Origin of the sequence: Algoriphagus taiwanensis (assembly GCF_036245645.1) — a bacterium.
Lineage (GTDB): Bacteria > Bacteroidota > Bacteroidia > Cytophagales > Cyclobacteriaceae > Algoriphagus > Algoriphagus taiwanensis.
The window spans coordinates 183,541-207,636 of record NZ_BTPE01000004.1 but is presented as its reverse complement, the minus strand read 5'-3'; the positions used below and the strand labels follow the sequence as shown (position 1 = coordinate 207,636).

Annotated in this window: 26 protein-coding genes; 16 read left to right on the top strand and 10 right to left on the bottom strand. The window is 43.4% G+C overall.

Translation table 11 applies throughout. The features are described 5' to 3' along the window. Positions 1 to 305 precede the first annotated feature (305 nt). Both AAA938_RS07225 and AAA938_RS07220 read left to right on the top strand, forming a co-directional pair. The gene (locus tag AAA938_RS07225) at positions 306 to 2,669 is read left to right on the top strand and encodes a sensor histidine kinase (protein WP_338227961.1); all 2,364 of its coding nucleotides are present in this window, start codon (positions 306 to 308) and stop codon (positions 2,667 to 2,669) included. Further along, positions 2,641 to 3,042, top strand: a complete 402-nt coding sequence (locus tag AAA938_RS07220; protein WP_338227960.1) for a response regulator — start codon at positions 2,641 to 2,643, stop codon at positions 3,040 to 3,042. Before AAA938_RS07225 ends, AAA938_RS07220 begins: the two co-directional genes overlap by 29 nt. Before the next feature lie 67 nt (positions 3,043 to 3,109). Here AAA938_RS07220 and AAA938_RS07215 read toward each other — a convergent pair whose 3' ends face one another. The 6 genes from AAA938_RS07215 to AAA938_RS07190 all read right to left on the bottom strand — a co-directional run bounded on the left by AAA938_RS07215 (position 3,110) and on the right by AAA938_RS07190 (position 8,400). Next, complete coding sequence (locus AAA938_RS07215) at positions 3,110 to 3,850, bottom strand: class I SAM-dependent methyltransferase (protein ID WP_338227959.1); 741 nt, start codon at positions 3,848 to 3,850, stop codon at positions 3,110 to 3,112. A gap of 102 nt (positions 3,851 to 3,952) precedes the next feature. Then, the gene (locus AAA938_RS07210) at positions 3,953 to 4,477 is read right to left on the bottom strand and encodes a hypothetical protein (RefSeq protein WP_338227958.1); all 525 of its coding nucleotides are present in this window, start codon (positions 4,475 to 4,477) and stop codon (positions 3,953 to 3,955) included. 12 nt (positions 4,478 to 4,489) lie between these two features. Continuing rightward, entirely contained in the window at positions 4,490 to 5,779 is a 1,290-nt protein-coding gene (locus AAA938_RS07205; protein WP_338227957.1) for a hypothetical protein, read from the bottom strand. A gap of 28 nt (positions 5,780 to 5,807) precedes the next feature. Then, positions 5,808 to 6,386, bottom strand: coding sequence for a YceI family protein (locus AAA938_RS07200; protein ID WP_338227956.1), 579 nt, complete (start codon positions 6,384 to 6,386; stop codon positions 5,808 to 5,810). A 290-nt stretch (positions 6,387 to 6,676) separates the two neighbouring features. Further along, entirely contained in the window at positions 6,677 to 7,765 is a 1,089-nt protein-coding gene (locus tag AAA938_RS07195) for an endo-1,4-beta-xylanase (protein WP_338227955.1), read from the bottom strand. Positions 7,766 to 7,857: 92 nt separating this feature from the next. Further along, positions 7,858 to 8,400: a hypothetical protein gene (locus AAA938_RS07190; RefSeq protein ID WP_338227954.1), complete on the bottom strand. Its 543-nt coding sequence runs from the start codon at positions 8,398 to 8,400 to the stop codon at positions 7,858 to 7,860. A gap of 151 nt (positions 8,401 to 8,551) precedes the next feature. Between AAA938_RS07190 and AAA938_RS07185 the strand changes: the two genes are divergently transcribed. The 5 genes from AAA938_RS07185 to AAA938_RS07165 all read left to right on the top strand — a co-directional run bounded on the left by AAA938_RS07185 (position 8,552) and on the right by AAA938_RS07165 (position 12,684). Continuing rightward, positions 8,552 to 9,130 carry a hypothetical protein gene (locus AAA938_RS07185; protein WP_338227953.1) on the top strand — a complete coding sequence of 193 codons (579 nt, stop codon included), beginning with the start codon at positions 8,552 to 8,554 and terminating at the stop codon, positions 9,128 to 9,130. A gap of 200 nt (positions 9,131 to 9,330) precedes the next feature. Then, positions 9,331 to 9,642: a VOC family protein gene (locus AAA938_RS07180; protein WP_338227952.1), complete on the top strand. Its 312-nt coding sequence runs from the start codon at positions 9,331 to 9,333 to the stop codon at positions 9,640 to 9,642. Positions 9,643 to 9,657: 15 nt separating this feature from the next. Then, positions 9,658 to 10,611, top strand: a complete 954-nt coding sequence (locus AAA938_RS07175; RefSeq protein WP_338227951.1) for a carbon-nitrogen hydrolase family protein — start codon at positions 9,658 to 9,660, stop codon at positions 10,609 to 10,611. A 198-nt stretch (positions 10,612 to 10,809) separates the two neighbouring features. Next, on the top strand, positions 10,810 to 11,988 hold the full coding sequence (locus AAA938_RS07170) for a hypothetical protein (RefSeq protein WP_338227950.1): 1,179 nt from the start codon (positions 10,810 to 10,812) through the stop codon (positions 11,986 to 11,988). Between the two features lie 81 nt (positions 11,989 to 12,069). Further along, positions 12,070 to 12,684 (top strand): DUF4230 domain-containing protein, encoded by a 615-nt coding sequence (locus AAA938_RS07165; RefSeq protein WP_338227949.1) that lies wholly within the window; start codon positions 12,070 to 12,072, stop codon positions 12,682 to 12,684. A gap of 90 nt (positions 12,685 to 12,774) precedes the next feature. Here the strand turns inward: AAA938_RS07165 and AAA938_RS07160 are convergent, their stop codons facing one another. Further along, complete coding sequence (locus AAA938_RS07160; protein ID WP_338227948.1) at positions 12,775 to 14,145, bottom strand: Gfo/Idh/MocA family protein; 1,371 nt, start codon at positions 14,143 to 14,145, stop codon at positions 12,775 to 12,777. 149 nt (positions 14,146 to 14,294) lie between these two features. On the opposite strand from AAA938_RS07160, the gene AAA938_RS07155 reads away from it, so the two are divergent. From AAA938_RS07155 to AAA938_RS07135, 6 genes are all read left to right on the top strand, one after another. Beyond that, the gene (locus tag AAA938_RS07155; RefSeq protein ID WP_338227947.1) at positions 14,295 to 15,152 is read left to right on the top strand and encodes a geranylgeranylglycerol-phosphate geranylgeranyltransferase; all 858 of its coding nucleotides are present in this window, start codon (positions 14,295 to 14,297) and stop codon (positions 15,150 to 15,152) included. 109 nt (positions 15,153 to 15,261) lie between these two features. Further along, entirely contained in the window at positions 15,262 to 15,492 is a 231-nt protein-coding gene (locus AAA938_RS07150) for a hypothetical protein (protein WP_338227946.1), read from the top strand. After that, positions 15,492 to 15,776 carry a type II toxin-antitoxin system RelE/ParE family toxin gene (locus AAA938_RS20265; protein ID WP_420915729.1) on the top strand — a complete coding sequence of 95 codons (285 nt, stop codon included), beginning with the start codon at positions 15,492 to 15,494 and terminating at the stop codon, positions 15,774 to 15,776. The genes AAA938_RS07150 and AAA938_RS20265 overlap by 1 nt, the downstream gene beginning before the upstream one ends. 221 nt (positions 15,777 to 15,997) lie before the next feature. Next, positions 15,998 to 17,098, top strand: a complete 1,101-nt coding sequence (gene proB, locus AAA938_RS07145; protein WP_338227945.1) for a glutamate 5-kinase — start codon at positions 15,998 to 16,000, stop codon at positions 17,096 to 17,098. Beyond that, positions 17,091 to 18,332 carry a glutamate-5-semialdehyde dehydrogenase gene (locus AAA938_RS07140; RefSeq protein WP_338227944.1) on the top strand — a complete coding sequence of 414 codons (1,242 nt, stop codon included), beginning with the start codon at positions 17,091 to 17,093 and terminating at the stop codon, positions 18,330 to 18,332. Before proB ends, AAA938_RS07140 begins: the two co-directional genes overlap by 8 nt. Before the next feature lie 71 nt (positions 18,333 to 18,403). Further along, positions 18,404 to 18,817, top strand: coding sequence for a rhodanese-like domain-containing protein (locus tag AAA938_RS07135; protein WP_338227943.1), 414 nt, complete (start codon positions 18,404 to 18,406; stop codon positions 18,815 to 18,817). Position 18,818: 1 nt separating this feature from the next. Here the strand turns inward: AAA938_RS07135 and AAA938_RS07130 are convergent, their stop codons facing one another. Both AAA938_RS07130 and AAA938_RS07125 read right to left on the bottom strand, forming a co-directional pair. Further along, complete coding sequence (locus AAA938_RS07130; RefSeq protein WP_338227942.1) at positions 18,819 to 19,274, bottom strand: hypothetical protein; 456 nt, start codon at positions 19,272 to 19,274, stop codon at positions 18,819 to 18,821. A gap of 129 nt (positions 19,275 to 19,403) precedes the next feature. Then, positions 19,404 to 20,504 (bottom strand): Gfo/Idh/MocA family protein, encoded by a 1,101-nt coding sequence (locus AAA938_RS07125; RefSeq protein WP_338227941.1) that lies wholly within the window; start codon positions 20,502 to 20,504, stop codon positions 19,404 to 19,406. A 98-nt stretch (positions 20,505 to 20,602) separates the two neighbouring features. Between AAA938_RS07125 and AAA938_RS07120 the strand changes: the two genes are divergently transcribed. Then, entirely contained in the window at positions 20,603 to 21,055 is a 453-nt protein-coding gene (locus AAA938_RS07120; RefSeq protein ID WP_338227940.1) for a GlcG/HbpS family heme-binding protein, read from the top strand. A gap of 157 nt (positions 21,056 to 21,212) precedes the next feature. Here AAA938_RS07120 and AAA938_RS07115 read toward each other — a convergent pair whose 3' ends face one another. Next, the gene (locus AAA938_RS07115; protein WP_338227939.1) at positions 21,213 to 22,250 is read right to left on the bottom strand and encodes a patatin-like phospholipase family protein; all 1,038 of its coding nucleotides are present in this window, start codon (positions 22,248 to 22,250) and stop codon (positions 21,213 to 21,215) included. A gap of 218 nt (positions 22,251 to 22,468) precedes the next feature. Here AAA938_RS07115 and AAA938_RS07110 point away from each other — a divergent pair, with 218 nt between their 5' ends. Together AAA938_RS07110 and AAA938_RS07105 are read left to right on the top strand one after the other, a co-directional pair. Continuing rightward, positions 22,469 to 22,840, top strand: a complete 372-nt coding sequence (locus tag AAA938_RS07110; RefSeq protein WP_338227938.1) for a VOC family protein — start codon at positions 22,469 to 22,471, stop codon at positions 22,838 to 22,840. A 77-nt stretch (positions 22,841 to 22,917) separates the two neighbouring features. Next, a complete protein-coding gene (locus AAA938_RS07105) occupies positions 22,918 to 24,069 on the top strand; it encodes an aspartyl protease family protein (RefSeq protein ID WP_338227937.1) in 1,152 nt (383 codons plus the stop codon). The last annotated feature ends 27 nt before the right edge of the window (positions 24,070 to 24,096 follow it).

Below are 24,096 nucleotides of genomic sequence, written 5' to 3'. Positions count from 1 at the left end.
TCGATAGCCTAAAAAATTTATAACACTTTATCTAAATATTTATATTTTTTACAAGATTGAAAGAAATTCAAAAAACAATTATTCCATAGTGTATATTTTCTAATTCACTTACAAAATCCGTTGTTTTCTATAAAAATTAATTTTAAAAAAAGCCAGGTCGTTTTTTTTTTGAATTTTTCTTTAATTCTTGAAAATTAGATTAACTTTTAAAAAAAAATTTTTATTAAGAGTGTCGAGAATGTAATAAATCTGTATTGGGTGGAGGGTTAGTTCAAAGTAAACACCATCAAAAAAGCAAATGACATATGAGCCTTTCGGGTATCCCACTAAATAGTAGAGTTAAATCCCTTGAAAGTCTCTCAACTTTGGTCTTTGAAGCATTGGATATGCCAATCTTCATACTCTCAATCAAGGAAGGTCTTGATTTTGTTACGATTTATTCATCAGAAAAAGCGCCAACCGAATTACTTCCAGAATCGATATGGAATCAAAAAGCAAGGAAATGTAATGATTACATCCATTGCATTGAGGATTTGAGGACACTCAACAATTCCTTGGGTGAGTTGGATCACCTTTTGGAAGTGGGTATTCTTTTTTGTTCGAGGATGAAGCTAGTCAGTAATCGAAAGGAGCATTTGGGTCATCTGTACCTTATGGATTATAGTGTTCGAGAAATTGGGAAAAATCAAACTCAATTGATGGAGGCCATTCGAGACTTATCTACAAAGATACTTGAGGGAGAAAAAGAAGGCCGTAAATTTTTTGAACGAAGAGATAGGGCTATCAATTTAAATAAACTTGTTCTTGAGGCTTCAAAGCAAATCGGTCTGGGTGGACTTTGTATCAACCTTCCTAAAGAAGAGATTTATTGGTACAAAAGCAATAACTCCATCTTAAACCTGCCTGATGGTTTTGACTTGGAGTTTTCCGAGTTTATAGATGAATCGATTTCTAAAAAGCATAAAAAATACCCATTGTTGGTTTCCCTAATTGAACAGGTTAGAATAGGGCTTTCCAAACTCAAAATCAGATTTCACAATAATTATGTGGTTATCGAAAATGAAACAAAATCCTATTTTTCCTTCTCCTTGGAAAGGATAGGAGATTTGATCTATGTTGTATTTTATGAAAATACCAAACTTATAGAGTTAGACTCAGAGCTCACCAGAATCGAATCACTTCTGCTAGCTGAAGAGTCTATTCAACAAGTAGCAGGATGGACTCTAACCCTAAATAATCAGGAAATGGCTTGGACGGAAAATGTCAGGAAACTACTTGGATTAGCTCCGGATACCCTGCCATCTTGGGATATTTTTGAAGCGAAACTAAGCCTTTGCAATAAATGTCTTCCTTCAGAACTGGAACTCATGGTAAGAGGACCTAAAGGAAAGTTTGAAAAAGTTGTAGATCTGGTTTTGGATTCTGGTGAGGTTAGACATTTATCGATCTCAGCTTCTCTTTCTAAAAACTCCAAAGGTGAAGAAATTATCTTTGGAAGCCTTAGGGATAATACTCAAGCACTTACTACTGAAAACGAACTGTCTTTTTTGGTCGATAAGCACCAGAAAATCAAAAGCTATATCGACCATCTTTTGTTTACAGACATTTTCTTTCTTCTGAGATTAACCATGGAAGGAACTGTAAAATCTGTCAATAATTATTATTCTAAAACTTTTCTGGGCCCCTATCCACAAAGTTTGGAATCTTACCATCCTATGAGCGATATCGTTGAAGATGATCATCTGCTTTGCCAACAGACCTTTGAAAAGGCCCTAGCCAACCCGGGAAGTAACAATCGGGTTTTCCTTCGAAAAAAGACGTTTGATAAAAAGGAAATTTACACTCAATGGGACTTCAAAGTAACTCTAAATGAATATGGACAACCTGAAGAAATTCTTTGCATTGGTATTGATATTTCCGAAATCCAGATTAAACGAAAGGAACTCCGTGAACTGATCGACTTGGTATCTAAACAAAACACGCAGTTAATCGAATACAACTCAATCTTATCCCATAACATTCGAAACCACGTTGCAAACCTCAAAGGACTAGCTAACCTAATTGACTTGTCTAAAGATCCAAAAGATATCTTCCAATTTTGGGACCTTATCAAAGAGGCAATCCATCTGCTTGATCAGCGAATCATTGCAATAAATCATTTGGCAAAGCAAAAAAGTAAACATACTCAGGAAAAAAGTCAGATTACCCTAAACACGATCCTAGCTAATTCACAGGCCTTTTTTACGGACGAACTTCAACTTACCAATGCACAATGGTATGTGATCTCAGAGCCAGAATTACTCCAATTGAAAATGAACTCAGTTCTTGAGCGAGTTTTGATTCAATTGATTTCAAATGCTATTAAGTTTCGATCTCCCAAACGAGAGTTAATCATCAAAATTAAAATAATCCTTAAACCCGATCTTCTTCAAATTAGCATTCAAGACAATGGGATCGGTATGGACCTCAAGAAAAATAAAAAGATTTCTTCTGACTATCTGGAATTTAACCACCTAGAACCAAATTCTAAGGGCCTTGGAATATTTCTGGCAAAGCACCTATTAGAAAGTATTGGAGGAGAACTTAACTATGTCAGCCGAATAGATTGTGGTACAAAGGCCATTTTAACTTTTTTCAATTATGAGAAGAAAACTAATCCTAGTGGATGATGATAAAATCTCCCTACTAATCACTAAAAAAGTGATCCAAAGTATAATCACAGATGATTTTTTTTCTGAAATCCTCATTTTTGACCAACCAGGACTTTGCTTGGATCAGATGGCTGCTATCTCATTTCAGGAAGAAAAAATATGCATCCTGTTGGATCTCAATATGCCGCTTATTTCCGGGTGGGATTTTCTGGAAAAACTTAGCCTAATCGATCCGAAGGAGAACATCCCGGTAGTTATTCTCACTTCTTCAGTCAGTGAACTAGACCGAGAACGATCCAAAGGGTACTCCCGGGTCAAGGATTTTTTTTCCAAACCAATGTCAGAGGCCCTAGTCAAACGCATATATCAAATCTGCATGGAGATGGAATAGGTGGCCACCGTCCTTTGTGAAAAATCCTTCTTATCCATTCTTCCCAACAAGCATCCCGTAGGATTTCTTAAAGTGGCTTTGCAACCTGCTCAAAAACCAAAAAATGCTGGATGCTGAGGAATTTCCCATTTTGAACCAATTTGAATCCATTAGCTTCCAACTCTATTTTAGCCTGATTGACTGTCATTTTGTGTAGGGGTTTGATAGGAATCCAATCGTCTTCTCCCCGATATTCGATTAGGATGAGTTTTCCCTTAGGCTTCAGGGCCTTTCTGATTCCTGCAAGCATTTCCACCGGATACTCCAGCTCGTGGTAGACATCGACCATCAAGGCTACATCCACAGTGTTTTCAGGAAGGTTAGGCGAAGTTTCAGTTCCCATGATCGGCTCCACCTGAGAAAATCCCAACTCTTTGCTCTTGGAACTAAGGTATTTAATAGCTGAATCTTGAATTTCTACCGCATAGACTTTTCCCTCAGGAACTCTGGGAGCAATTCGAAAGGTAAAATAGCCTGAACCTGCCCCGATATCCGCTACTACGCTATTTGGTTCCACTGGAAGATTCTCAATGGCTTTGGAGACATTCTCTTCCTTTTCTCTACTGGATCTTTCCAGCCATGACATGCCCTCAAAGCCCATAACGAAGGATATTTCCCTTCCCATGTAGACTTTTCCGATCCCGTCAAAGCTGGCGTTTTTATAGGTATAAACTTCCTCTTTACTTTTTTTTGAGGAGCTTTGTCCGGAGCAGGATAGCGCGAAGCAGAGGAAGAAAAGAAGAGAGAAATAGCCAATTGAAGTTTTCATAAGTTGATAACTTGGCAAATGGATTTCAGTTTTGGCTTGAGAAAACATATTTCGTTAAAAATAGAAAAGGCTTCTCTTTACCGGAGAAGCCTTTGACTGATCTTACATTCCCAATAAAAGTTGCAGGTCCAATTGATCTTCAACTTTGATTAGCCCTCCCAACTTTTTGGGAGGAGAGAGACCCAAAGTGGCAAAATCAAGAATTAAATTACCAGCCAACCCCTCCTTGCGTTTTTCCAATATAAAATCCGGAAATTCCAGCCTTTTGCCAGCGAGATCAAGAAAGAGATGACAGTAGATTTTTCCTGATTTTTGCCTGAAGTTGTTGACTTTCACCTCGGCAAAAGGATACTGATCTGCTTTGAGAGTAGATCGAAAATCACTGTTAAGGATGAAGTTGCCACAAGAAAAGCTCCGGATAGGAATCTGAAAACTCAGGGCTTGTCCGGCCTTTGGATTATTCACTTTGAGGGTATCAAAACTGCCCTCTTTAATGTAATCACAGTTGAATTTCCCAAGTGAAGTGTTTCCACTGACCTGCACCTTTTGGTGTAGAATCACCAATTCTCCCTCCTCCTGGGAAGGAGAAGAGAGAATTAAGAGGATGAGAAAAATCAGGCTGTTCATCTTAATGATCAGTTAAAATCCGACCACACCTTCGATCATGATTCCATTGAATTTACCTCCGTTTCTGATGTCAGTGGCTGCAAATCCATCGTATTTTTGATTCACGTATTCAATTTTGGCCAAGATATTTTTGGAGATAAACCAGCCCCCGCCAATCTGTGTACGGTCAATAGTCACATCCAATCCACTTCCTGCCAAGGCTCCTTTTACCTGGTTATATCTGCCTGCGAAATAGAATTTCTCGTTGCTTCCAAATCTGTAGACCAAATCTGCTCCGAGTTGATTCCAGGTTCTGTCTTCGGTTTCATTGGCAGCTTTTCCTTTGGACTGCTCGATATTTCCGAAAAACTCCAGTCCCTTATATTTCACGAATGGATTGAAAACCATGGCTGTAATATTGTCTGTCTGTCCGGGATTGATACGGCCGGAGGTAAAGTTGGCACTGGTAGAAGCTAGCGTGTTTTCCATCACGAGGTAATATCTGGATCCACCTCGATCGCCACCGTAAAGGGTGTTTCTGGCAGATCCGGAAGTAGTGTAGATAGACCCGGTCAGTCTCAGTCTGAAATCTTCAGATAGCTGCTTGTCATAGCCTACTTTTCCCATCAGAGAAAGCTTTCTGTTGTCAGGTCGGGTCACACCACCTTGGATTTCTCCACCGGTGATCCCACCCATGATCAGGAAACCATTGTTTTGGAAAGTCAAATCACCTCCTACTTCAGTGGTAAAGGCATCCATGATGTAGTTGCCCACGAAGGGGTTAAACATGGCATTACCGTTGTCTGTTCTGCGGAAGTGAGCATCCCCGTAGTTGATCTCCATGTGTCCCACTCGCAAAGTCAAGTACTTGGAAAACCACTCTGGATTGCCCAAAAAGGGCAGCTTGTCAAATTGAAGGAATCCACCTTTTACCCAAGTTTCTGGGTGGTGACGGGAGGACAGATAGGTAATCAGATTCAATCGGACACCATCCATCAGTTCCACGTCGATATTCAGGTTGGCTGTTGCCAAATTGCTACCAGAACCAATCTCAATCAATTCGTTGGTATTTACTCCGTTAGGATTCAATACAGCCTGTGCGGTGTTTTTGTGACTTAGACTTTGTAGCTGCTGGGCAAAGTGTCCCCCAATTCTTACTTTGACTCCTTCAAAAGGTACGGTGTCCAATTTGCTTGTTTCAAAGACATTGATACCTCTTTGGTCATAAGGTCTCCAGTATTGGACATCTCTTTGCAATCCCTGGGACAAACCTGTAGCAGAGATTCCTGCTGCAACTAAGGCACTGAATAGATACTTTTTCATAGTATTTTTGGATTAAAAGGGTTGAATTTTAAAGGGTAGGTTGAAATCCTGTCTTAAAGGATATTTTTATTTCATCGTCAGTTTTTACTGTTCCCAATAGAGCTGTAGGAGGCTCTATTGAAAAATAGGTCAACTTGGTACTCAGCTCTCCTTCAAAGACCATTTGGTTGCCTGAGGGGGTCATTTTCACCGGAAAACTCACCGACTTCGTTGCTCCTGCTATGAGCAAATCCCCGTTGGCAGTGAAGGTGGTGCCAGAACCTGAAAGCTCTTTTAGTGTGAATTTGATCTCTTTGTGGGAGTTGGTTTTGAGTGCTTTGTATGCGTTTTTATCCAATCCTGAGGTACCGCTTTTGAGGCTTTCTGCCTGAAAGGAAATAGTGAGTGATTGGACGGTTTTTAACTTACCAGCTTCCAGAAGAAACACCCCTTCTCCCTTGGCTTGATTAGTTTCCATATGCCAATCGTGCAGAGTTGAGCCGCCCTCGATTTTGAGTAATGGGCTTGCCGACATCACGTATTTTGCCTGAGAAAAACTCGCCTCTGAGCCCAGTAAAAACAAAAAGACCAGGAGTATTGCTGATTTGATTTTGGAGATTTTCATCATCGTTTGGGTTAATTTTGATGATGCTAAACTCCGCAGTGGTGCCAAATAAAAATGTGACGAATGTCAGCTTTAACTATGATTGATCACATCTGAGAAACTGACATTTTTAAAATTATATTCGGTTATTTTGAACTATTGGTATTAAAAATAAAATATAATTCCAAAATTTACATTAAAACAAATTAAAATTCCTTACCAATCTAAATTTTTAAAATAAAAGTTGGTTTTTGGTGACTTTGGTCACAAAAGGACTGAAATCCCCAGAAAAAATGCTGCATTTGACCTGGAAATCATTCCAAAAACCGGCTTTTGAGCCGCTTATCCCGATCAAAAAGCAAAGGATAATTAGTCCTCCCTCTGACTGGCCAATTGTTTAACCAGCTGCTTCCGTCATGCAATCCCCAAAAAGTCACCCGGGAAATTTTATCCCCATGTTTTTGAAATAGGTCAAAAAGAGAAATATAGCGGTCTACCAGTTCCTTTTCCTGCTCAGGAGATATTCCTTCTTTGAAAGGGTTCCATTCCTCTGACTCGGCAAAATTGATGGACAAATCCGCCCCCTCCACATCTGTAGGTCTGGGAAGGACATCCACATCCAATTCGGTGATATGCACCTCAAAGCCTGCCTCATGAATATCCAAAATAGCCTGCTCGATTTGTTCCAAGCTGGGAGAATTGAGCCGATAGTGCCCCTGCATGCCGATTCCATCTATCCGGACACCTTTGGCTTTCAATGCCTTGGCCATATCCAAAATGGCCTTTCTCTTTTCCGGTTTCCAGACATTGTAGTCGTTGTAAATCAGCTGAGCTTCCGGGTCGATTTCATTCGCCTTGCGAAAAGCCCTTTCGATATAGTCTTCTCCGATCAGGTTGTACCAATGGGTTTTTCTCCAGCTGCCGTCATCTTCAAAGGCCTCATTGACCACATCCCAAGCATGGATTCTTCCTTTGTATCTTCCCACCAAGGTAGAAATATGACCCTCCATGCGGTTCAAGAGATTTTCCCTATCCAAAAATCTCCCCTCCCCATCCTGAAAAACCCACTCGGGTGTCAGCTGATGCCAAACCAAAGTGTGACCGACAATGAATGCCCCCATCTTTTCTCCCATTTCCACAAAAGCATCACCAAAATCAAAGCGATACTCTCCCTGCTTGGGTTGAACAGGTCCCCACTTGAGTCCATTTTCTGAGGTGATCGAACTGAAATGCATTAATAGCAGGGAGTCCGCCCCCTTTTCGGTTCCATTGACCTGCCGCATATTGAGCGCAGCTCCGATAAAAAAGTCACTTTCAAAATGATCTTTTAATCCCTGCTCTTTGGGGCTTTGACAGGAAAACAAAAGAATAAAAGGCAATAGGCTCTGAAGTAGGTTTTTCATCTAGGAATATAAAAAAACCTGCTTCAAGTCAGAGCAGGTTTTCCACCAGTAGTCTTTAATCGCAACTGCCGGAGTGACACATTTCCCCAAGTTTAGTCCTTTCCTCCGCTTCCTTTGAATTGGTCCTCTTTGTAGGCAAAAAGGACATTGAAGGTGGTCAGGGATCCATAGCATCGAGTGATGTATTGCTGAAGTCCCACCCTATCCTCATCGTCTAGCTTGGGGTGGTTATTGATGTTTTGTTCCAAAACCCGGAGCTTTTCACGGACCATAACGATCTTATGAAAAAAAGTCTCAATGGGAATCTCCTTGCTCTGAAGGTTATTATCGTAGGGTTCGATGACCAGAGTACCGCCCATCCATTTTCCTCCCAAGGGCACCAGGGGAGCTCTTTCCGAAGTGGCCAAGAGCGCTTCCCGAATGGCTTTTTCCACGTCCTTCATCGTAAGCATGGGAAAATCCGGCACTTTGGCCTCCTCTACTGTAAAGCCTTCGTAGTCTCTTGCGAGAGTTTTCACCTCCTCGATGGAGGAAAAGTAAATTTTGTAATAGCTGGCATCAACGGATACAATGACCCCAGATCCAAATTTGGGGTGACCTATCCGGCTTCCCACCCCCAGTTCACTTGCTGACATAGATTCAAAAGTTTGTTGTTACGAAAATAAAAATAGCAGAAGGATTCCCAAGAATTCACTCCAAATTCAATAGCTGGAGGGCTGTAACAAATTGCTGATTTTTGCATCAATGGGTTATGCTTCCTATTTTTCTTTCCAACCCAAAACGCTTATGAAATCATTCTTTGTCCAGGGCATCTCTGCCTTTCTAGGTTTTACCTTTTGGGGTGCCGGGATGGTCAAATTATACGAAGGGCACAATTTTATCCAATGGATCGGACCTCCTTGGTTAGTCGAGCGATTGGTAGAGTTTGATTTGGGCTTTTATGCCCAATTCATTGCCATCTGTCAAATCATAATCGGATTTATGCTCATCACCACCCGATACAAACTCCTCGGCGGAATCATGCTTGTCCCGATGATTTTAAACATTCTGATGGTTACCATCTCCCAAAATTGGAGAGGAACTCCCTATGTTTTGGCAGTCTTGTTACTGCTTAATGGAATTTTGCTTTGGCAGTACCGTGATTATTTCAAGCCTATTGTTCAAGAAGAACCTATGAAAAACCCAAGCCGAAAAGCACCAGCAAGAGCCTGGCAAGGGCATTTGGTCTGGTTGGCAGGATTGGGGCTTTGCTTGGGTTCCATTTCCGTTTCTTATTTTCAACTGACTTTTGCTTTTATCTTGGCTGCCTTGGGTTTGATTTTGGGGATTCTTTCCATGCGGGTGGATAAAATCTTCAAAACCTAAAGAAGCCCGCTTCATTTTTTCCCGATTCCATATCCAAAAACCTTAACTTTTACCCTTTCTTTCCCAAGACCCCGCACAAAAATGAAACTTTACCCTTACCTCAATTTTGACGGCACGGCTGAGGAGGCCATGCGATTTTACCAATCCGACTTGGTGGAGAATTTGAAGGGCCCATTGGCTATTTTGGAGAAATTCCAGGAATGGAAATCCCCGAAGCAGAGAAGCAGAGAGTCATGCATGCCTCTCTTCGAATCAATGACCAGGTAAAAATAATGGCCAGCGACACCAGCCCAAGCATGGGGCATCACTGGGTGAAAGGCAATCACAACTACATCTCCATTGATGCTCCCAGCAAGGAAGAAGGAGAAAGATACTTTTGGGAACTTTCCCAAGGAGGAAGAGTAGAGATGGAGTACCAAAAAACCTTCTGGGGAGCTTATTTCGGCAGCTTTGAAGATCGCTTTGGAATCAGCTGGATGGTCAATTACGATCTGAAATCAGGAGAGGAATAATCTAAAAACAACGGAATGTCAGTAAATCAGCTCAAAGTCGCCCTAGCCCAAATAGCCCCCGTGTGGCTGGATAAAAATGCCACCTTGAAAAAGGTCCTCGAATCGATGAGTGAAGCAGCCTCACAGGGAGCTGAACTGATTGTGTTTGGAGAAGGGCTAGTGCCCGGATATCCCTGGTGGCTCAGCATCACGCATGCCTCTGCATGGGACGAAAGGATCCAAAAAGAAATCCATGCTCACTATGCCCAAAATGCCGTTCAGATCGAAAAAGAAGACCTGAAACCCATCCAGGAAGCTGCAAAAACCCATCAAATCGCCGTTTACCTTGGGATCATTGAGCGGCCGACTGACCGGGGTGGACACAGCCTGTATTGCTCTTTAGTCTACATCAATCCTCAGGGTGAAATCTGCTCTGTGCATCGCAAACTCCAACCCACTTATGACGAGCGCTTGACCTGGTCTCCGGGTGACGGCCATGGACTTCGGGTTCATCCACTCAAGGCTTTTACGGTCGGTGGACTGAATTGCTGGGAAAACTGGATGCCACTCGCTAGAACGGCTTTGTATGGCTTGGGAGAAAATCTCCATGTGGCCGTTTGGCCTGGAGCTGTCCGAAACACGGAAAATATCACCCGAATGATCGCCCAAGAAAGCCGCTCGTTTGTGATTTCCGTATCCAGTCTGATGCGAAAAAGTGATTTCCTGCCCGATACGCCTCATCTGGATGTGATTTTGGAAAATTGTCCGGAAGTGCTGGCTAATGGAGGAAGCTGCATCGCTGGGCCGGATGGCAAATGGATTTTGGAACCGGTGGCGGATCAGGAAGGACTTTTGTATCAAACTCTGGATTTCAATCGGGTGTTGGAAGAGCGACAAAACTTCGATCCGGTAGGCCACTATTCCCGACCGGATGTGCTTCAGCTTTCGGTGAATCGAGACAGACAAAGCTCAGTTTTCTATGAAGAATAGGTTTTTTTTTCTTCTATTTCAATCGGGGTTTTGAGCAGTTCAAAACCCTTTTTTTTCGAACTCTCCAAACCCATACTTTTCTGATGCTGGAGAAAAAAGTGAAAAATGAGGGAATGATGACTATTTTTCAGGAAAGTGGAGGGCAGATTTCCTCCTATTGAAGTACCTTTTACTAGTCAAGTCTTTGTTCCAAGATTTATGCCCACGTCTATCCCTGATTCCGAATTTTCAATCACCCGAGGGGGATTACTCTATAAATTCCTTAGAGGAATTGGGGTGATTCTTCCGGAAAAGCCCTCTATTCTAAGGCAAATCCTGTTTTTTACCCTATTTAGCTATCTCCCCCTACTGGTTCTTAGCTTAGTCGAAGGATTACACTTGGGAAACAAGGTAGAGGTCCCTTTTCTGGTAGAATTCGCTTCTGCTATCCGTTTTCTTTTGGTGATTCCCCTTCTCTTAGTCTCTGAGGTGATCGTGGACAAACGGGTCAAGCTGACACTTAACCAATTTGAGCGATCCAATCTCCTTTCCGAATCTGGGAAGGCCAAGTTTGAAGCAGCAAAATTGGACGCAGATCGATTGGGAGAATCCATTTGGGGAGATTTGGTGATCATTTTACTTATTCTTTCCTATCTCCTTTTCCGGATTCATGTCAATTCTGTTGAAATGACTACCTGGGCCTATCCTAATCCTGCAGATCCATCTGAGCATTCCTTAGCGGGGATTTGGGCTGCCTATGTGAGCTATCCGATTTTCCAGTTTATGATTCTTCGGTGGATTTGGAGATGGATCATTTGGAGCCGAATGATGCGAAAGATTTCCCGTGCTGATTTGGCGATTATAACGACCCACCCTGACCAATCCGGGGGTTTGGGTTTTTTGGGCGAGCCTCCCATGCCCTTCAGCATCTTTACTTTGGCTTTGAGCATAGTCTTTTCAGGGATTATGGCCGAGCGGGTGATTTTCCAGGGACTCCATCTCCATGACCATTACCCTTTGATTGCACTTTTCGCAATTCTGTGTATTCTGATCAATCTGCTCCCACTCATTCATTTTATAACCATACTGAATAAGGCGAGAATCAAGGGGATTTATGACTACCATGCACTCATTTCAAGGCATCATAGGGAGTTTGAAAAGAAATGGATCAGCTCCGGAAAAACCACCCCCGAGGAAATATTGGGTAGCCCGGACGCTTCCTCCGCTGCAGACATTCAGGCAGTGTATGAGGCCGTCAAAAAGATGACCCCTTATCCATTCAACCTCAAATCGATGGTGGCAACCTTGGTTTTGGTTCTGTTTCCTCTTCTGTTTGTCTTTGCTCTGGAAATCCCACTTTTGGATTTGCTCAAAAAACTGGCAGGAATTTTCTTCTAGGTGACTTCAAAAAAATGACCTCTTTCCATCAGGAATTGGATAGCTAAGCCAATTTCTCCAAATTCCGAAAAATTTGACTCCATGAAGAGTTCCCTGTTCAAAATCGCCCTTTTAATTCTGTTTCTGGCAGGTATCTTTTTCCTTTTTCAGCGAAGTGAGGAAAGAAAAGAACTCGAAGCCAATTCTGCCCTGATTCAGCAGCAGGTAGAGCAGGTAGGCAAGCTCATTGTGACTGAGGGCAACTATGCCAAAATCTTCAGCTATCGCAATTCACAGGGGCTATTCTACAACCTGCTCAGCTCTGACAAAAAGGCCCTGATTCTGGTCAACGCCAAAGCAACCGTAGAATATGACCTCAGAAAAATCAGCACGGAAGTGGATCCCAAGACCAAAACCCTGCGAATCAAAAACCTCCCCGATCCTGTGCTGAACATCTATCCCGACATCGAGTACTATGATGTGACTCAGGGTTACTTTAACCCCTTCAGCGCTCAGGATTACAACAAAATCAAACAATCTGTCACCGCTCAAATTCGGTCCCAAGTCGAGAAATCCGATCTGATGAAAAACTCCCAACAGCGCCTCCTCGAGGAACTCACCCGCCTCTATGTCCTGACTCAATCCCTGGGCTGGACCCTAGTTTACGAGGAGCAGGTGATTGGGAATGAAGGGGAGTTGGAGAGGCTGGGGAAGTAACCCCTAACTCACTCTTCTCATTTCATCAATAAAAAATCCCGCGAAGCCTTCGCCCCGCGGGATAAATCAAAAATCTGATATCCGAAATCCTCAAGCTCCTCTCCCACTTGCCTGAAGCGGAATATCCGTTAAGTCTTGAACTTTGATCGGTTTGCCTTGCTCGATGGATTTGCGTGCGGCAATTCCCACCAAGCAGGACATGGCCCCATCCCGGCTTCCCGCAGACTGTCTCCATGGATCAGGCGCATTGGTGTCCAGGAATAGTTTATCCTTCAATCGGGTATCTCCACCCCCATGTCCACCACCACCTTGAGGCACGGTGATGAGGTAGCGCTCTCCGAAGTTTTTGACCAAAACGATTTCATCCTCATTTTTCTCATCCCAAGGTTGGCTTTCCTTGATCCAGGCTTCCAAGCGGCCTTTGGTCCCGTTAAATGCAATTCGATAGCCCTCGTAAGGAGAATAAGTCGTAAGTGAATAGCTGACCTGCACGTTGTTTTTGTACTTGATCTGCACGGCCATCTTGTCGTAGATATCGATGCTTTCACGGAATACACAGCCATCCCGATGATAGCCGTCGTATTTTTCATTGTCCACGTAGAGCTTGGTCAGGTGATCACTTTTGGTGATATCCCAATAGAAATCACACTTCGACGCGTGAGGACAGCCTCGGCAGGTAGTGGATCGGAATGGACCGTTTTTCCCATAAAACTCCAAGGAGCCATAGGCAAATACCTCTTCCGGATCGGAATCCAGCCACCAGTTGAGCAAATCGAAATGGTGCGTGGACTTGTGTACTAGCAGCGTACCTCCAAACTCCCGGTGCCCATGCCATCTGCGGAAATAGTCCGCTCCATGGGAGGTATCCAGGTACCAGTGGAAGTCCACGGAAGTGATGTCTCCGATCTCTCCGGCTCGAAGGAGTTCATAGAGCTTTTGTCGATGAGGGGAATAGCGGTAGTTGAAGGTGACGATCAGTTTTTTGCCGGACTTTCGCTCTGCATCCAAAATAGCCTGCATTCTTTGCTCATCTGTGGTCATGGGTTTTTCAGAGATCACATTCATCCCTGCCATCAGCCCTTTCACGATAAACTCATGGTGAGTGCTATCCATGGTAGTCACAATCAGGACATCAGGTTTGGTTTCAGCGAGCATTTTGTCCGTATCTAGAAAAGTAGGACAGCTTACGCCCATGTAGGATTTGCCGTAGGCCAGTCTTCCTTCGTTTTTGTCTGCCAAGCCCACGAATTCAATTTGATTCTGGTAGGCACGGACCACTTCCCTTCCCCACATAGCGAGCCCTCTCACTCCAGTACCCACAAGGGCCAATTTCATTTTTTCTCCAGGTCTGTCAAAAAGAGTCAGAGCCTCGGCAAGGGGATGGATAAAAAGGGAACCGGCTAATGCGCCGCCTGTTTTGGCTATGAAATCTCTTCTGGATTGAAGCAGTTTACTTTTCATGGTCTTTGAGTTTTATTGTGATTTCAAGTTAGGAAAATGAAAAAAGGATGGAATAAAATTTTACGGAATCGATTTTCCTGTTCCGAGAATGGCAAAAAACCATTCACAGCTTAGTTTTTCATCTATTTTTACACCCAAGAAATCAAAAAATGGAACGGACACTCTCAGTGCGGGGACTTTTCAGGATAAGCAGGCCGATCAATCTGCTCCTGGTAGCATTTGCTCAGGGGATGACTGCCTATTTTCTGGTGGAAACCAATGCCCAAGGCCTGCCTGTCCTTCAGGATTACCGCCTGTACCTTTTGATTTTGTCTACGGTCATTATCACCGCAGCTGGCTATATGATCAATGACTATTACGATGTCAAAATCGACTATGTCAACCGGCCCCATGAAGTAGTTGTAGGCAAAGGAATCAAAAGACGGGTGGTGATTGTCTTGCATACCGTATTCAATTTCACGGCTATAGGATTGGGTTATTTGATTGCCCCAAGAATGGCCCTGATTAACTTCTTTGCAGCTTTTCTCCTTTGGCTGTATAGCAATCGCCTAAAGCGGGAGCCTTTTATCGGAAACCTCACCGTGGCTTTTTTGACAGGATTGGCCATTTATCTGATCGCATTTTACTATCAGAAAAATGAGCTTTTAGTCTTTACTTACGCCATGTTTGCCTTTTTTCTGAACTTAATCCGGGAAATCATCAAGGACATCGAGGATAGACCAGGAGACAGAAAACACGGATGCCGAACCCTACCGATTGTCATTGGCTTCCGCAAAACCAAGCAAGTCATCTTCGCCATTGCAATCACATTTGTAGGAGCAATTTTGACTGTGACTTTCCAAATCAACAATTCCCACCTATTCGTGTTTTTTGGGGTTTTGGGGATAGTCTTCTGCTTATTTATGTGGAAAGTCTATCGCTCTGACCGAAAAAATCATTTCACCCAACTCTCCGCATGGGCTAAACTTTTAATGCTTATGGGAACGATGAGTATGGCGTTTTTGTGATTTGAAATTTTAGGCTTGAGATTTTAAATCGAAGATGGTAAGGATTCAAGGTTTATCTTTAATCCTATCACGCGAATAGTTAAATTTGATTTAGCCAAAATAAAGTACAATGGGTGCGATACAACTTAAATCAGACCTCCGAAAAATCATAGAACGAATTGATAATGAACAACTCTTACAAACAGTTTATGATTTCCTTAAGCAAAGAGAAGATACAAAGGAAGGCGAATTCTGGAAATCATTAACGGATGAGCAAAAAAATGAAATCTATTTATCCTATAATGAAGCCGAAGATGACAAGAGCTTGATTGCTTGGGACAGTCTAAAGAAAAAATACTAGTGGAAGTCTTCGTCACTCCAAGGGCTGAGAGAAATTTTGATTCCATTGTGAAATACATCAGCTCTAAATGGGGAGAAAATACTGCCAAAGAATTTATCCATAAAGTGGATGAGATTTTTAAAATTCTGAAAACGCAGCCTTATATAGGAATGGTTGAAACTAGCGATATCAGAGGATTTCAACTTTCGCCTCAAACCAGAATCCTTTACAGAATCCGAGGGAATAAAATGATCATCTTGTCATTTTTTGATGTCCGGAAAAACCCCAAGAAAAAATTTAAATAACCTATACGAGTAGATCCAAAATCGTGAAGTCCGATGAAAGGATTTGCTTTATCTCATTGATTGTTTAAGGTATCTCGAGAAACCCCAACCATTGATCTCAGCGCGATGCGCTTTATTACGATTGTATTTCCATGGTATTTCCACAGTATTCCACCTCCATTTCCATTTCTCAACTCAAAAACCAACTTTTTTAGCAATTCCTTATTGAATCAATTACTTTCATGGAAATTTTTCAAAGAATGCACACTCCAAAAGTCATTATCATCAAAATTGGCTCCAATGTCCTGACCCAGTCCAATGGCTTGCCGGATTTGGAGAGAATGGCACATTTGGTCAAGGGCATTCATGATTTGATTCAGGCAGGAAAAAAGGTCGTATTGGTCAGTTCAGGAGCGGTAGCTTTTGGAAGACAGGCTCTTCCTCTTTCGGAAAAACTCAATCCAGTGATCAAAAAGCAGATTTGGGCGGCCACAGGCCAAATCCGTCTGATCAATCAATACCAAGATTTGTTTGGAAAGCTGGAACAGCCCATTGCGCAGATTTTAGTCACCAAGGAGGATTTTCGGGACCGGAAGCATTTTCTCAACATGAAAAACTGCCTCGAGGCTCTACTTCAGCAGGGGATTTTACCCATCGTCAATGAAAATGACACGGTGACCATCACCGAGCTGATGTTTACGGACAACGACGAATTGGCTAGCTTGACTGCCGCTATGCTCAATGCAGATACGCTTTTGCTGCTTACCAACGTGGATGGCATCTTCACCGGACCACCCTCCGAACCCGGTTCTGAACTCATCGAACAGATCTCTTCCTCCCTCCCCGAGATGACGCAATACATTTCTGCTACCAAGTCCTCCTTTGGACGAGGAGGCATGCTGACCAAGTACGCCATGGCCAAGAAATCTGCAGATTTGGGAATTCAGGTAATTATCGCCAATGGCAAGCGAGAGGGTGTGTTGGAAGAATTTGCGAAGCAAAAACTCAGATGTACCTGGTTTGAACCCAAAAAGGTAAAACAGGCCGCAAAAAAATGGCTGGCCCATGGAGCCCAATATTACAAAGGAGAAATCACCATAAACGAAGGGGCGAAGTCCTCGCTGACCTCATCTGTCATCCGTAGCTTATTGCCTGTCGGTATCACTCAGATTGCAGGGGAATTTTCCAAAGGGGACATTCTTCTGATTCGTGACGATAAAGGAACCAAAATCGGTCTTGGCAGAGCAGAATACTCCTCCAAACTTGCCTTGGAACGGATAGGTCTGAAAAACCAAAAAGCCCTGATCCACTACGACTACCTCTACCTCTTTGACCATGACTGAGTACCAATCCATCTTCGAAGCCGTCCAAAAAAACAGCCGAAAGCTGATTCATTTGGAAGATCAGCAGATTCGGGTGATTCTATCCGATTTGGCTGAATTGGCAGAGGAAAAGACTCCCTTTCTCCTTTCTGAAAATCAAAAAGACCTCGATCGCATGGATCAATCCAATCCCATGTATGATCGACTCCTGCTTACTGAAAGCAGGATACATAGCATTGCTGAGGAAATCCGACAGGTAGCCAATCTGGCTAGTCCTTTGGGATTAGTACTGGAAGAGAAAAGCCTGGAAAACGGACTGAAGCTGAGTAAAGTGACAGTGCCGCTGGGAGTCATCGGCATCATCTACGAGGCTAGGCCCAATGTCACTTTTGACGTGTTTTCTTTGGCGCTGAAATCCGGAAACGGATTGGTTTTGAAGGGAGGGTCTGATGCAGACTTTTCCAACCGTGCCATCATGAGTCTAATCCATCAGGTGGTGGAAAGGCACGGGTTTCCCAAAGAGGCATTTCAACTTTTGCCTCCTGACAGAGCAGCTACAAAAGCCTTGTTAGAGGCAGTAGGATTGGTGGATGTGATTATTCCGAGAGGTTCTCAGGGCTTGATTGATTTTGTGAGACAAAACGCAAAAGTACCCGTAATCGAAACTGGGGCTGGTATCGTCCATACTTATGTGGACGAATCGGCCGATCTGGATCAAGCCCAAGCCATTCTTTTCAATGCAAAGACCCGCCGTCCCAGCGTCTGCAATTCTCTGGATTGTCTGATCATCCACCAAAGCCAACTTCCTCATCTGGAAAAACTGATCTATCCCATGGTAGATGTAGGAGTGGAGATTTTTGCGGATGATCAAGCTCTAACAGTCCTGCCAAATCACCCCCAAATTCATCCTGCCGAAGAAAAGCATTTTGGAACCGAATTTCTCAGTCTGAAGCTAGCCATCAAGACTGTATCAGACTTGGATGAGGCTTTGGATCATATTTCCACTTTCTCCTCCAAGCACTCTGAAGCCATTCTCTCCGAAAGCAAGGAAAACATCAACCGATTCCTCAGAGAGGTGGACGCTGCTGCCGTTTATGTCAATGCTTCCACTGCTTTTACGGATGGGAACCAGTTTGGACTTGGGGCGGAAATCGGGATTTCCACCCAAAAACTCCATGCCCGAGGTCCGATGGCATTGCGGGAATTGACCAGCTACAAATGGCTGATCCAAGGACAGGGACAAGTTCGCAGCTAATTCCGGCTTTGTGCCCAATATCACCGAATCTAGGCTGGAATTCCTCTTAGCTTTGCAGCAAACGCAAACTCATGAAATACCTGTCCGCCATCATTTTAGCTTCTTTGATTCTTTTTTCTTCCTGCTCTTCAGAAAAATCCAATCAAGAGTCAGCCCATTCAGCAAGCCTAGTTGAAGTGATCAATCTCAGCCCCAAGGATTTTCAGGAAAAAAGCTCCGGAGGAATCATTCTGGATGTGAGAACTCCCGGAGAAATTGCCCAAGGAAAAATTGCCAATGCTGTGGAACTTGACTTTTACCAGTCCAACTTCCTTTCCAAGGCCCTTGAGTATCCCAAAGACCAAGAGATCTACCTCTACTGTGCTGTAGGTGCACGAAGTCTGGAGGCTGCCAGATTACTCAGTCAGCAGGGATTTACCAAAGTCTATCACCTTCAGGGAGGCATTCAGGCCTGGTATCAGAGTGGATTGCCGATCACTCAATAAATCAATACACATCCAAAATCAAGTATCGAACCCCGGCATGCTCAAAAGCATCGCCGGTTTTTTTACCTCTCATGGAAGCGAAAATCGGCGCTTTGGTAGAGATACCATACAGACAATGCCCATTCACTTCTACCAACTCTACTGAGGTGGAAATGAAAAAAATCCGCTGATCGGTGATGACCACTGCCCCAAGTTGCACTTGATTATGCTCTAGTTCAGGATCTATATTTTCAAGAACCCGAAGTTCATTTTTTAAAAAGGTCAATTCTTTTTCCATTCGCACCAGCATCTCATTTCGCTCAGCACCCCCCCGATGCTCCTGACTTGCTATTTCTGAATGATCAGTGATTTCAGTTCTTAGTGAAAGAACTTCCTTTTCAAAATCATCGATGGTCAATTGCTGCTTGATGATACAGGCATGAAGAATACTGGGCTTGGCAATTCGGGTCGTAGTCATTGGAATTCGATTTTTACTTTCCCAATACTAGGATCAAAAACCCAAAAGAAATATGATGAAAGTCAGGCCTTCAACTGATTTGGAAAATGCATCGTCCAAAGTTCAAAACGCCAGAAAATATCCTGATCATTAGGCTATTTTCACTGGTTTGCCAGACTTGGCACTTTCCAGAATGGCCTCCACTATCCGTATGTCTCTAAGTCCTTCCTCTCCGGGAACAGGCATGGGCTGCTTGTTCAAAATCGCCAAAGCATCCTGATCCATTTGGTTGGCTTGCTGCCAAGGCACCTCGTAGGGATAATTGATTTCACCGAAGGGGCTTTTTCCTTTGTTGCCTGCGTAGGAGGAGAAAGGTGCCATTTCGAGCTTTCCGTTGGCGCCGGTCACATGGAGATAATTGACATTCTCAGCAAAGGAGGTTTTGATCCACCCGGTCACTCCATCTGGAAAAAGCAATTCGGCCTCCACGATTTCTCCCAGCCCGTCCTTATAGATTTCGGGTCTTTCGGTCCACACCTTGGCTGATTTAACTTCAATAGGTTCCATCTGCGTACCCAATCTTGCTCCCTGAATTGCATAAACTCCCATATCATAAATGACTCCTCCTCCCATTTCCCGCTTTTGTTTCCAGTGGTCAGTTCGGTTTTCACGATAGCCGGCAGCACAGGCCACAGATTGGATTTGGCCCAGCTTTCCACTTCGGATCAGCTGCACGTAGGTCTTGGTATTGGGCTCATGCTGACAGCGGTACCCAATAGAGAGGCTGACACCATTGGACTTGCAGGCATCAATCATTGCCTGACAATCTTCGGCTGTCACGGCCATGGGTTTTTCGCACCAGACTTGCTTCTTGGCGGCCGCGGCGCGCTCCACATATTCCCTGTGCATGGAGGGAGGCAGGACTACGTAGATGACATCGATATCCGGATTATCCTTGATGGAGTCAAAATTGCCGTAATCATAAATGTTTTTGTCCGGGATGTTGTACTTGGCTTTCCATTGCTCGGCCTTAGAAGGAGTCCCGGTGACAATTCCTGCCAAATAACAGTGTTGGGTCATTTGCAAAGCCGGAGCTAAAAGATCTGTGCTGTAATAGCCCAATCCTACCAAGGCTACTCCTAGTTTTTTTCGTTTGGGAAAAAGATTTCCAGCCCAAAGGTCCGAAGGCTGAATCAAACTTAGGCCGCCAATTGCTCCTAATGCTTTTAAAGAATCACGTCTGCTTGTCATGGTAAATGGGATTTAGGTTTGAAAGAATTGAGCTTAAAAGATGCAGGAAAATCCTCCTAAAAATTAGGTAATTTTAGCCTAAACCAAACCACATGTCAATGAAATCCCTTCTTTTAATCGTCTTCAGCCTTTTCTCTTTTTCTGTCTTGGGACAGACTAAGCCCTACCTCAGTCTAGCCGACGCAGAGCGGGTATATGAATCCGCTGCCGCCAAAGCAAAAGCGGAAGGATGGAATGTAGTCATTGCTATTCTGGATGATGGAGGTCATCCCATCCTGCTCAAGAAAATGGACGGAGTACAAATAGGCTCTGTGGAAGTAGCTTTGGCCAAAGCCAAGTCCGCTGTCTTTTTTAAGCGGCCCACCAAGGTGTTTGAAGATGCCATGAAAGCTGAGGGAGGAAGCCGAATCGCAACTCTACCCAATGCAGTCGGTGTAGAAGGAGGACTCCCCATCTTCAAAGACGGAGTGATCATTGGATCGATTGGAGTGTCAGGGGTCACCTCCGCTCAGGACGGAATCATCGCCTTGGCCGGAGTTGAGGGATTTTAGAAAAAGAAAAATGAGGCTGTCTCATAAATCGTTTCGTTGTCAGCCTGAGCACTTGAGAGACGAGAGTCTCGAAATCGAAGGCCATTTCCAGTTTTCTAGAAAACATTTCGACTTCTCTCAATGTGACAAACTTTACTTTTGAGACAACCTAATTTTTTTAAGCATTCTTGATCAGCTTCTGGGCGATTTCATTCAGCTTTTCTTCGAAAGCCATGACGGAGAGTTTACCGTCTTCTTCCAAGGCTTTGAGATTGCCCAAGTCTGCCTTATCCATGTCCGAACTGGCATTGATAATTTTTGGCTCGATTCGATAGTAGTCTTCCGAATTTTTTCCGGAAAGTGTACCATAGATTTTCGCCAATTGATAATCAACCGTCTCGGAGTTTCCACTCATCATAATATCGATCAACGGCTGAATCCATTTCAATACCCCGGCATCTTTGAACTCGGAAAAATGATACGGCTTTTTGATCGAGCCCGTCCCAAGAGAGACTATCATCATGTCCTTTGCGCTTGGTTTGGTCGGTTTATCCTCATCATTCAGGATTTTCTTAAAATCCAGCTTTCGGCATTCGGAATAGGCACACAGCGCTGGATTATTGGCAAAAACCCCTCCATCGATCAGGGTATGCGGAGTCCCAAAAATTGAATAGATATGAGCAGGCTCAAAATAAGTAGGAGCCGCGGAAGTAGCTCTGGCTACATCCTTGAAGTGAAAATCATGAATATTGCTCAAAGCATCGATGCTGGTAAAAAAATGCGCCTTCCTGTTTCGAATATCATAACTAGTAACCAGACAAGGCTTTTTGGATTGGCTGAGTTTAATGTCTCCAAAGTAGTTTTTTAGCGCAGTATCCAAGGCATCAGCAGAGTATCGCTCATCATTGAGCCCGCTGAGACTTTTAAGCTTACGGCCCAGGCTTACATCAAATATCTCATCTCCCTGGTCCAGGTAAAGATCCAATGCATCTTTGGCAGAAAAGCGATAGCCTCCATTCTCATCCGGGCAAAGCATGATCAAACCTAGGATACCTCCGGTACTGGTCCCGGCCATAAAATCGAAATACTCCCCGATTTTAGCATCCGGATTTTTGGTCAATTCCTGGATTCTTTTTTCTAGGTGAGTAAGGATAGTTCCTGGAAGAATCCCCCGGATTCCCCCTCCATCGATGGACAAAATTCTGACTTTTTTCATGAGTTGATTATGGGTTGGTTAAAGAATCATTTTTCCCCAAATGAAAGGGAAGCATCTCTAAGAGCTGATTGGCTTATGGTCATAAAATGACTTGGATTTCCTAAAAATCAGGTTTAAAAATGCCATCAAAAATTAACTTTTAATCTCCTTAATTCCAATTGATTACCTATTTTGAGGAAAGTTTTACCTTATTTCTTTTAACCTAAACTCTACTTACTATGTCTCTCGGTGCCTTTTCCATCAGTCTCTCTGTCAAAAATCTGGAAGCATCCAAAGCCTTTTATGAAAAGCTTGGCTTCCAGGTATTTGGTGGCTCGGAGTCGATGAACTATCTAATCATGAAAAACGGAGATGCCTTGATCGGTCTTTTTCACGGAATGTTTGAGAAAAACATGCTCACCTTTAATCCTGGTTGGGACCAAAATGCCCAAAACCTCAATTCCTTTGAAGACGTAAGGGATATACAAAAAAGAATCAAGGAAGCAGGCATTCCACTTGCACAGGAAGCCAACGAATCCTCTGTCGGCCCTGCGAGTTTGTTGATTTTTGACCCGGATGGCAATCCGATTTTGATCGATCAGCATCGATAATCTGCACTGCTCCTTTTGATATTTGATCAAGCGATTGGGCTTTATTTCATTTCGAATTGAATGACCTGTTGTAGATTATGAAAATTAAAGCAATCTCTTTCCTGGCTTTTCTGACAGTAGTATTCTTATCCTTTTCCACATTGGGAGTTCAGCTGGACTCCGTCTCCACTTTTCCTTTTCATCTGGACAACAAACTCCTCGTCTTCACGGGTAAAATGAACGGAGTTGAGACCCAGTTTGCCTTTGATACCGGCGCTGCCATGGGACTGGCAAATAGCCTGAGCAAGCCAGCCGGAAGGCTAAAAATGAAAGGAAAAAAGATCAAAATGAGGGATTCCAATCGTCAGGTCAAGAAGGTCAAAACCGGCCTGACGGATGAGATCCAAATAGGTGATTTTAAATTTGAAAAAGTCCGAAGTCTAGTCAATGACATGAATTTGCTTTACTGCTTGGATTTCTATCTTTTGGGTTCGGACATCATCAAAAGACTCAATTGGGAGATTGATTTTGACGCGATGCAAATACGTGTTTCTTCAAAGCCCTTTCCTGTGCAAGCAGAAGATTTGATCTTTCCGGTGACCTATGCAAATAACCGTCCTTTTGTCAAAATGGAATTCTTGGGCCAAGAATTTGACCGGATTCTGGTGGATTTTGGCTACACCAAAGTGATGGACTTCGATGACAAGGAAGAAGCTATCCGGGATTTTTTGGCACAAAAAGACAGCTTGGGACTCAGTAACCCAAAAATCACCACATCCATGGGGGCTTTGGGTTCGGACACCTACTCTGCGCGTACCATCCTTGTGGACAGTCTAAAACTGGGGAATTTATACCTCTCCAAAATTCCTGTGGATTTTGAAAAAACCTCCGGATCAAAGATTGGATTGGAATTTTTCAGAGCCTTAAGCTCCAAAACCATCATCAACAATTCTGACGCTACTTATGCACTTAGGCTGCGAGAAAGCCCGGAATTCGAGAAATATACAAACCTTGGGGTATTTTACACTGACGGAAAACTTATCGTACGTGGAAAACCCATTGGCCTAACTCCGGATGATGATCAAATCGAAATCGGTGAAGAAATACTCAGTATTGACGGAAAGAAAGCCGCTGATTTCTCCTCAGAATGTGACTTTCTCGAATGGTCATTTTCCAGAACTCCCGATCAACTGGAAATTGTCAAGCTTGACGGCACTCGTCTGGTATTTCCAAAACTCGAGCTCAGGTAATCCTTGATTCTTCCCGCTCTGCGACAA

Bases quoted from the DNA above. Each gene is read 5' to 3' on its own strand.
- AAA938_RS07110 (WP_338227938.1), top strand. From the start codon at position 22,469: ATGTCTCTCGGTGCCTTTTCCATCAGTCTCTCTGTCAAAAATCTGGAA.
- AAA938_RS07220 (WP_338227960.1), top strand. From the start codon at position 2,641: ATGAGAAGAAAACTAATCCTAGTGGATGATGATAAAATCTCCCTACTA.
- AAA938_RS07105 (WP_338227937.1), top strand. From the start codon at position 22,918: ATGAAAATTAAAGCAATCTCTTTCCTGGCTTTTCTGACAGTAGTATTC.
- AAA938_RS07215 (WP_338227959.1), bottom strand. From the start codon at position 3,850: ATGAAAACTTCAATTGGCTATTTCTCTCTTCTTTTCTTCCTCTGCTTC.
- AAA938_RS07160 (WP_338227948.1), bottom strand. From the start codon at position 14,145: ATGAAAAGTAAACTGCTTCAATCCAGAAGAGATTTCATAGCCAAAACA.
- AAA938_RS07170 (WP_338227950.1), top strand. From the start codon at position 10,810: ATGCCCACGTCTATCCCTGATTCCGAATTTTCAATCACCCGAGGGGGA.
- AAA938_RS07205 (WP_338227957.1), bottom strand. From the start codon at position 5,779: ATGAAAAAGTATCTATTCAGTGCCTTAGTTGCAGCAGGAATCTCTGCT.
- AAA938_RS07155 (WP_338227947.1), top strand. From the start codon at position 14,295: ATGGAACGGACACTCTCAGTGCGGGGACTTTTCAGGATAAGCAGGCCG.
- AAA938_RS07200 (WP_338227956.1), bottom strand. From the start codon at position 6,386: ATGATGAAAATCTCCAAAATCAAATCAGCAATACTCCTGGTCTTTTTG.
- AAA938_RS07195 (WP_338227955.1), bottom strand. From the start codon at position 7,765: ATGAAAAACCTACTTCAGAGCCTATTGCCTTTTATTCTTTTGTTTTCC.
- AAA938_RS07190 (WP_338227954.1), bottom strand. From the start codon at position 8,400: ATGTCAGCAAGTGAACTGGGGGTGGGAAGCCGGATAGGTCACCCCAAA.
- AAA938_RS07125 (WP_338227941.1), bottom strand. From the start codon at position 20,504: ATGACAAGCAGACGTGATTCTTTAAAAGCATTAGGAGCAATTGGCGGC.
- AAA938_RS07130 (WP_338227942.1), bottom strand. From the start codon at position 19,274: ATGACTACGACCCGAATTGCCAAGCCCAGTATTCTTCATGCCTGTATC.
- AAA938_RS07225 (WP_338227961.1), top strand. From the start codon at position 306: ATGAGCCTTTCGGGTATCCCACTAAATAGTAGAGTTAAATCCCTTGAA.
- AAA938_RS07135 (WP_338227943.1), top strand. From the start codon at position 18,404: ATGAAATACCTGTCCGCCATCATTTTAGCTTCTTTGATTCTTTTTTCT.
- AAA938_RS07120 (WP_338227940.1), top strand. From the start codon at position 20,603: ATGAAATCCCTTCTTTTAATCGTCTTCAGCCTTTTCTCTTTTTCTGTC.
- AAA938_RS07115 (WP_338227939.1), bottom strand. From the start codon at position 22,250: ATGAAAAAAGTCAGAATTTTGTCCATCGATGGAGGGGGAATCCGGGGG.
- AAA938_RS07165 (WP_338227949.1), top strand. From the start codon at position 12,070: ATGAAGAGTTCCCTGTTCAAAATCGCCCTTTTAATTCTGTTTCTGGCA.
- AAA938_RS07210 (WP_338227958.1), bottom strand. From the start codon at position 4,477: ATGAACAGCCTGATTTTTCTCATCCTCTTAATTCTCTCTTCTCCTTCC.
- AAA938_RS07140 (WP_338227944.1), top strand. From the start codon at position 17,091: ATGACTGAGTACCAATCCATCTTCGAAGCCGTCCAAAAAAACAGCCGA.
- proB (WP_338227945.1), top strand. From the start codon at position 15,998: ATGGAAATTTTTCAAAGAATGCACACTCCAAAAGTCATTATCATCAAA.
- AAA938_RS07175 (WP_338227951.1), top strand. From the start codon at position 9,658: ATGTCAGTAAATCAGCTCAAAGTCGCCCTAGCCCAAATAGCCCCCGTG.
- AAA938_RS07185 (WP_338227953.1), top strand. From the start codon at position 8,552: ATGAAATCATTCTTTGTCCAGGGCATCTCTGCCTTTCTAGGTTTTACC.
- AAA938_RS07150 (WP_338227946.1), top strand. From the start codon at position 15,262: ATGGGTGCGATACAACTTAAATCAGACCTCCGAAAAATCATAGAACGA.
- AAA938_RS07180 (WP_338227952.1), top strand. From the start codon at position 9,331: ATGGAAATCCCCGAAGCAGAGAAGCAGAGAGTCATGCATGCCTCTCTT.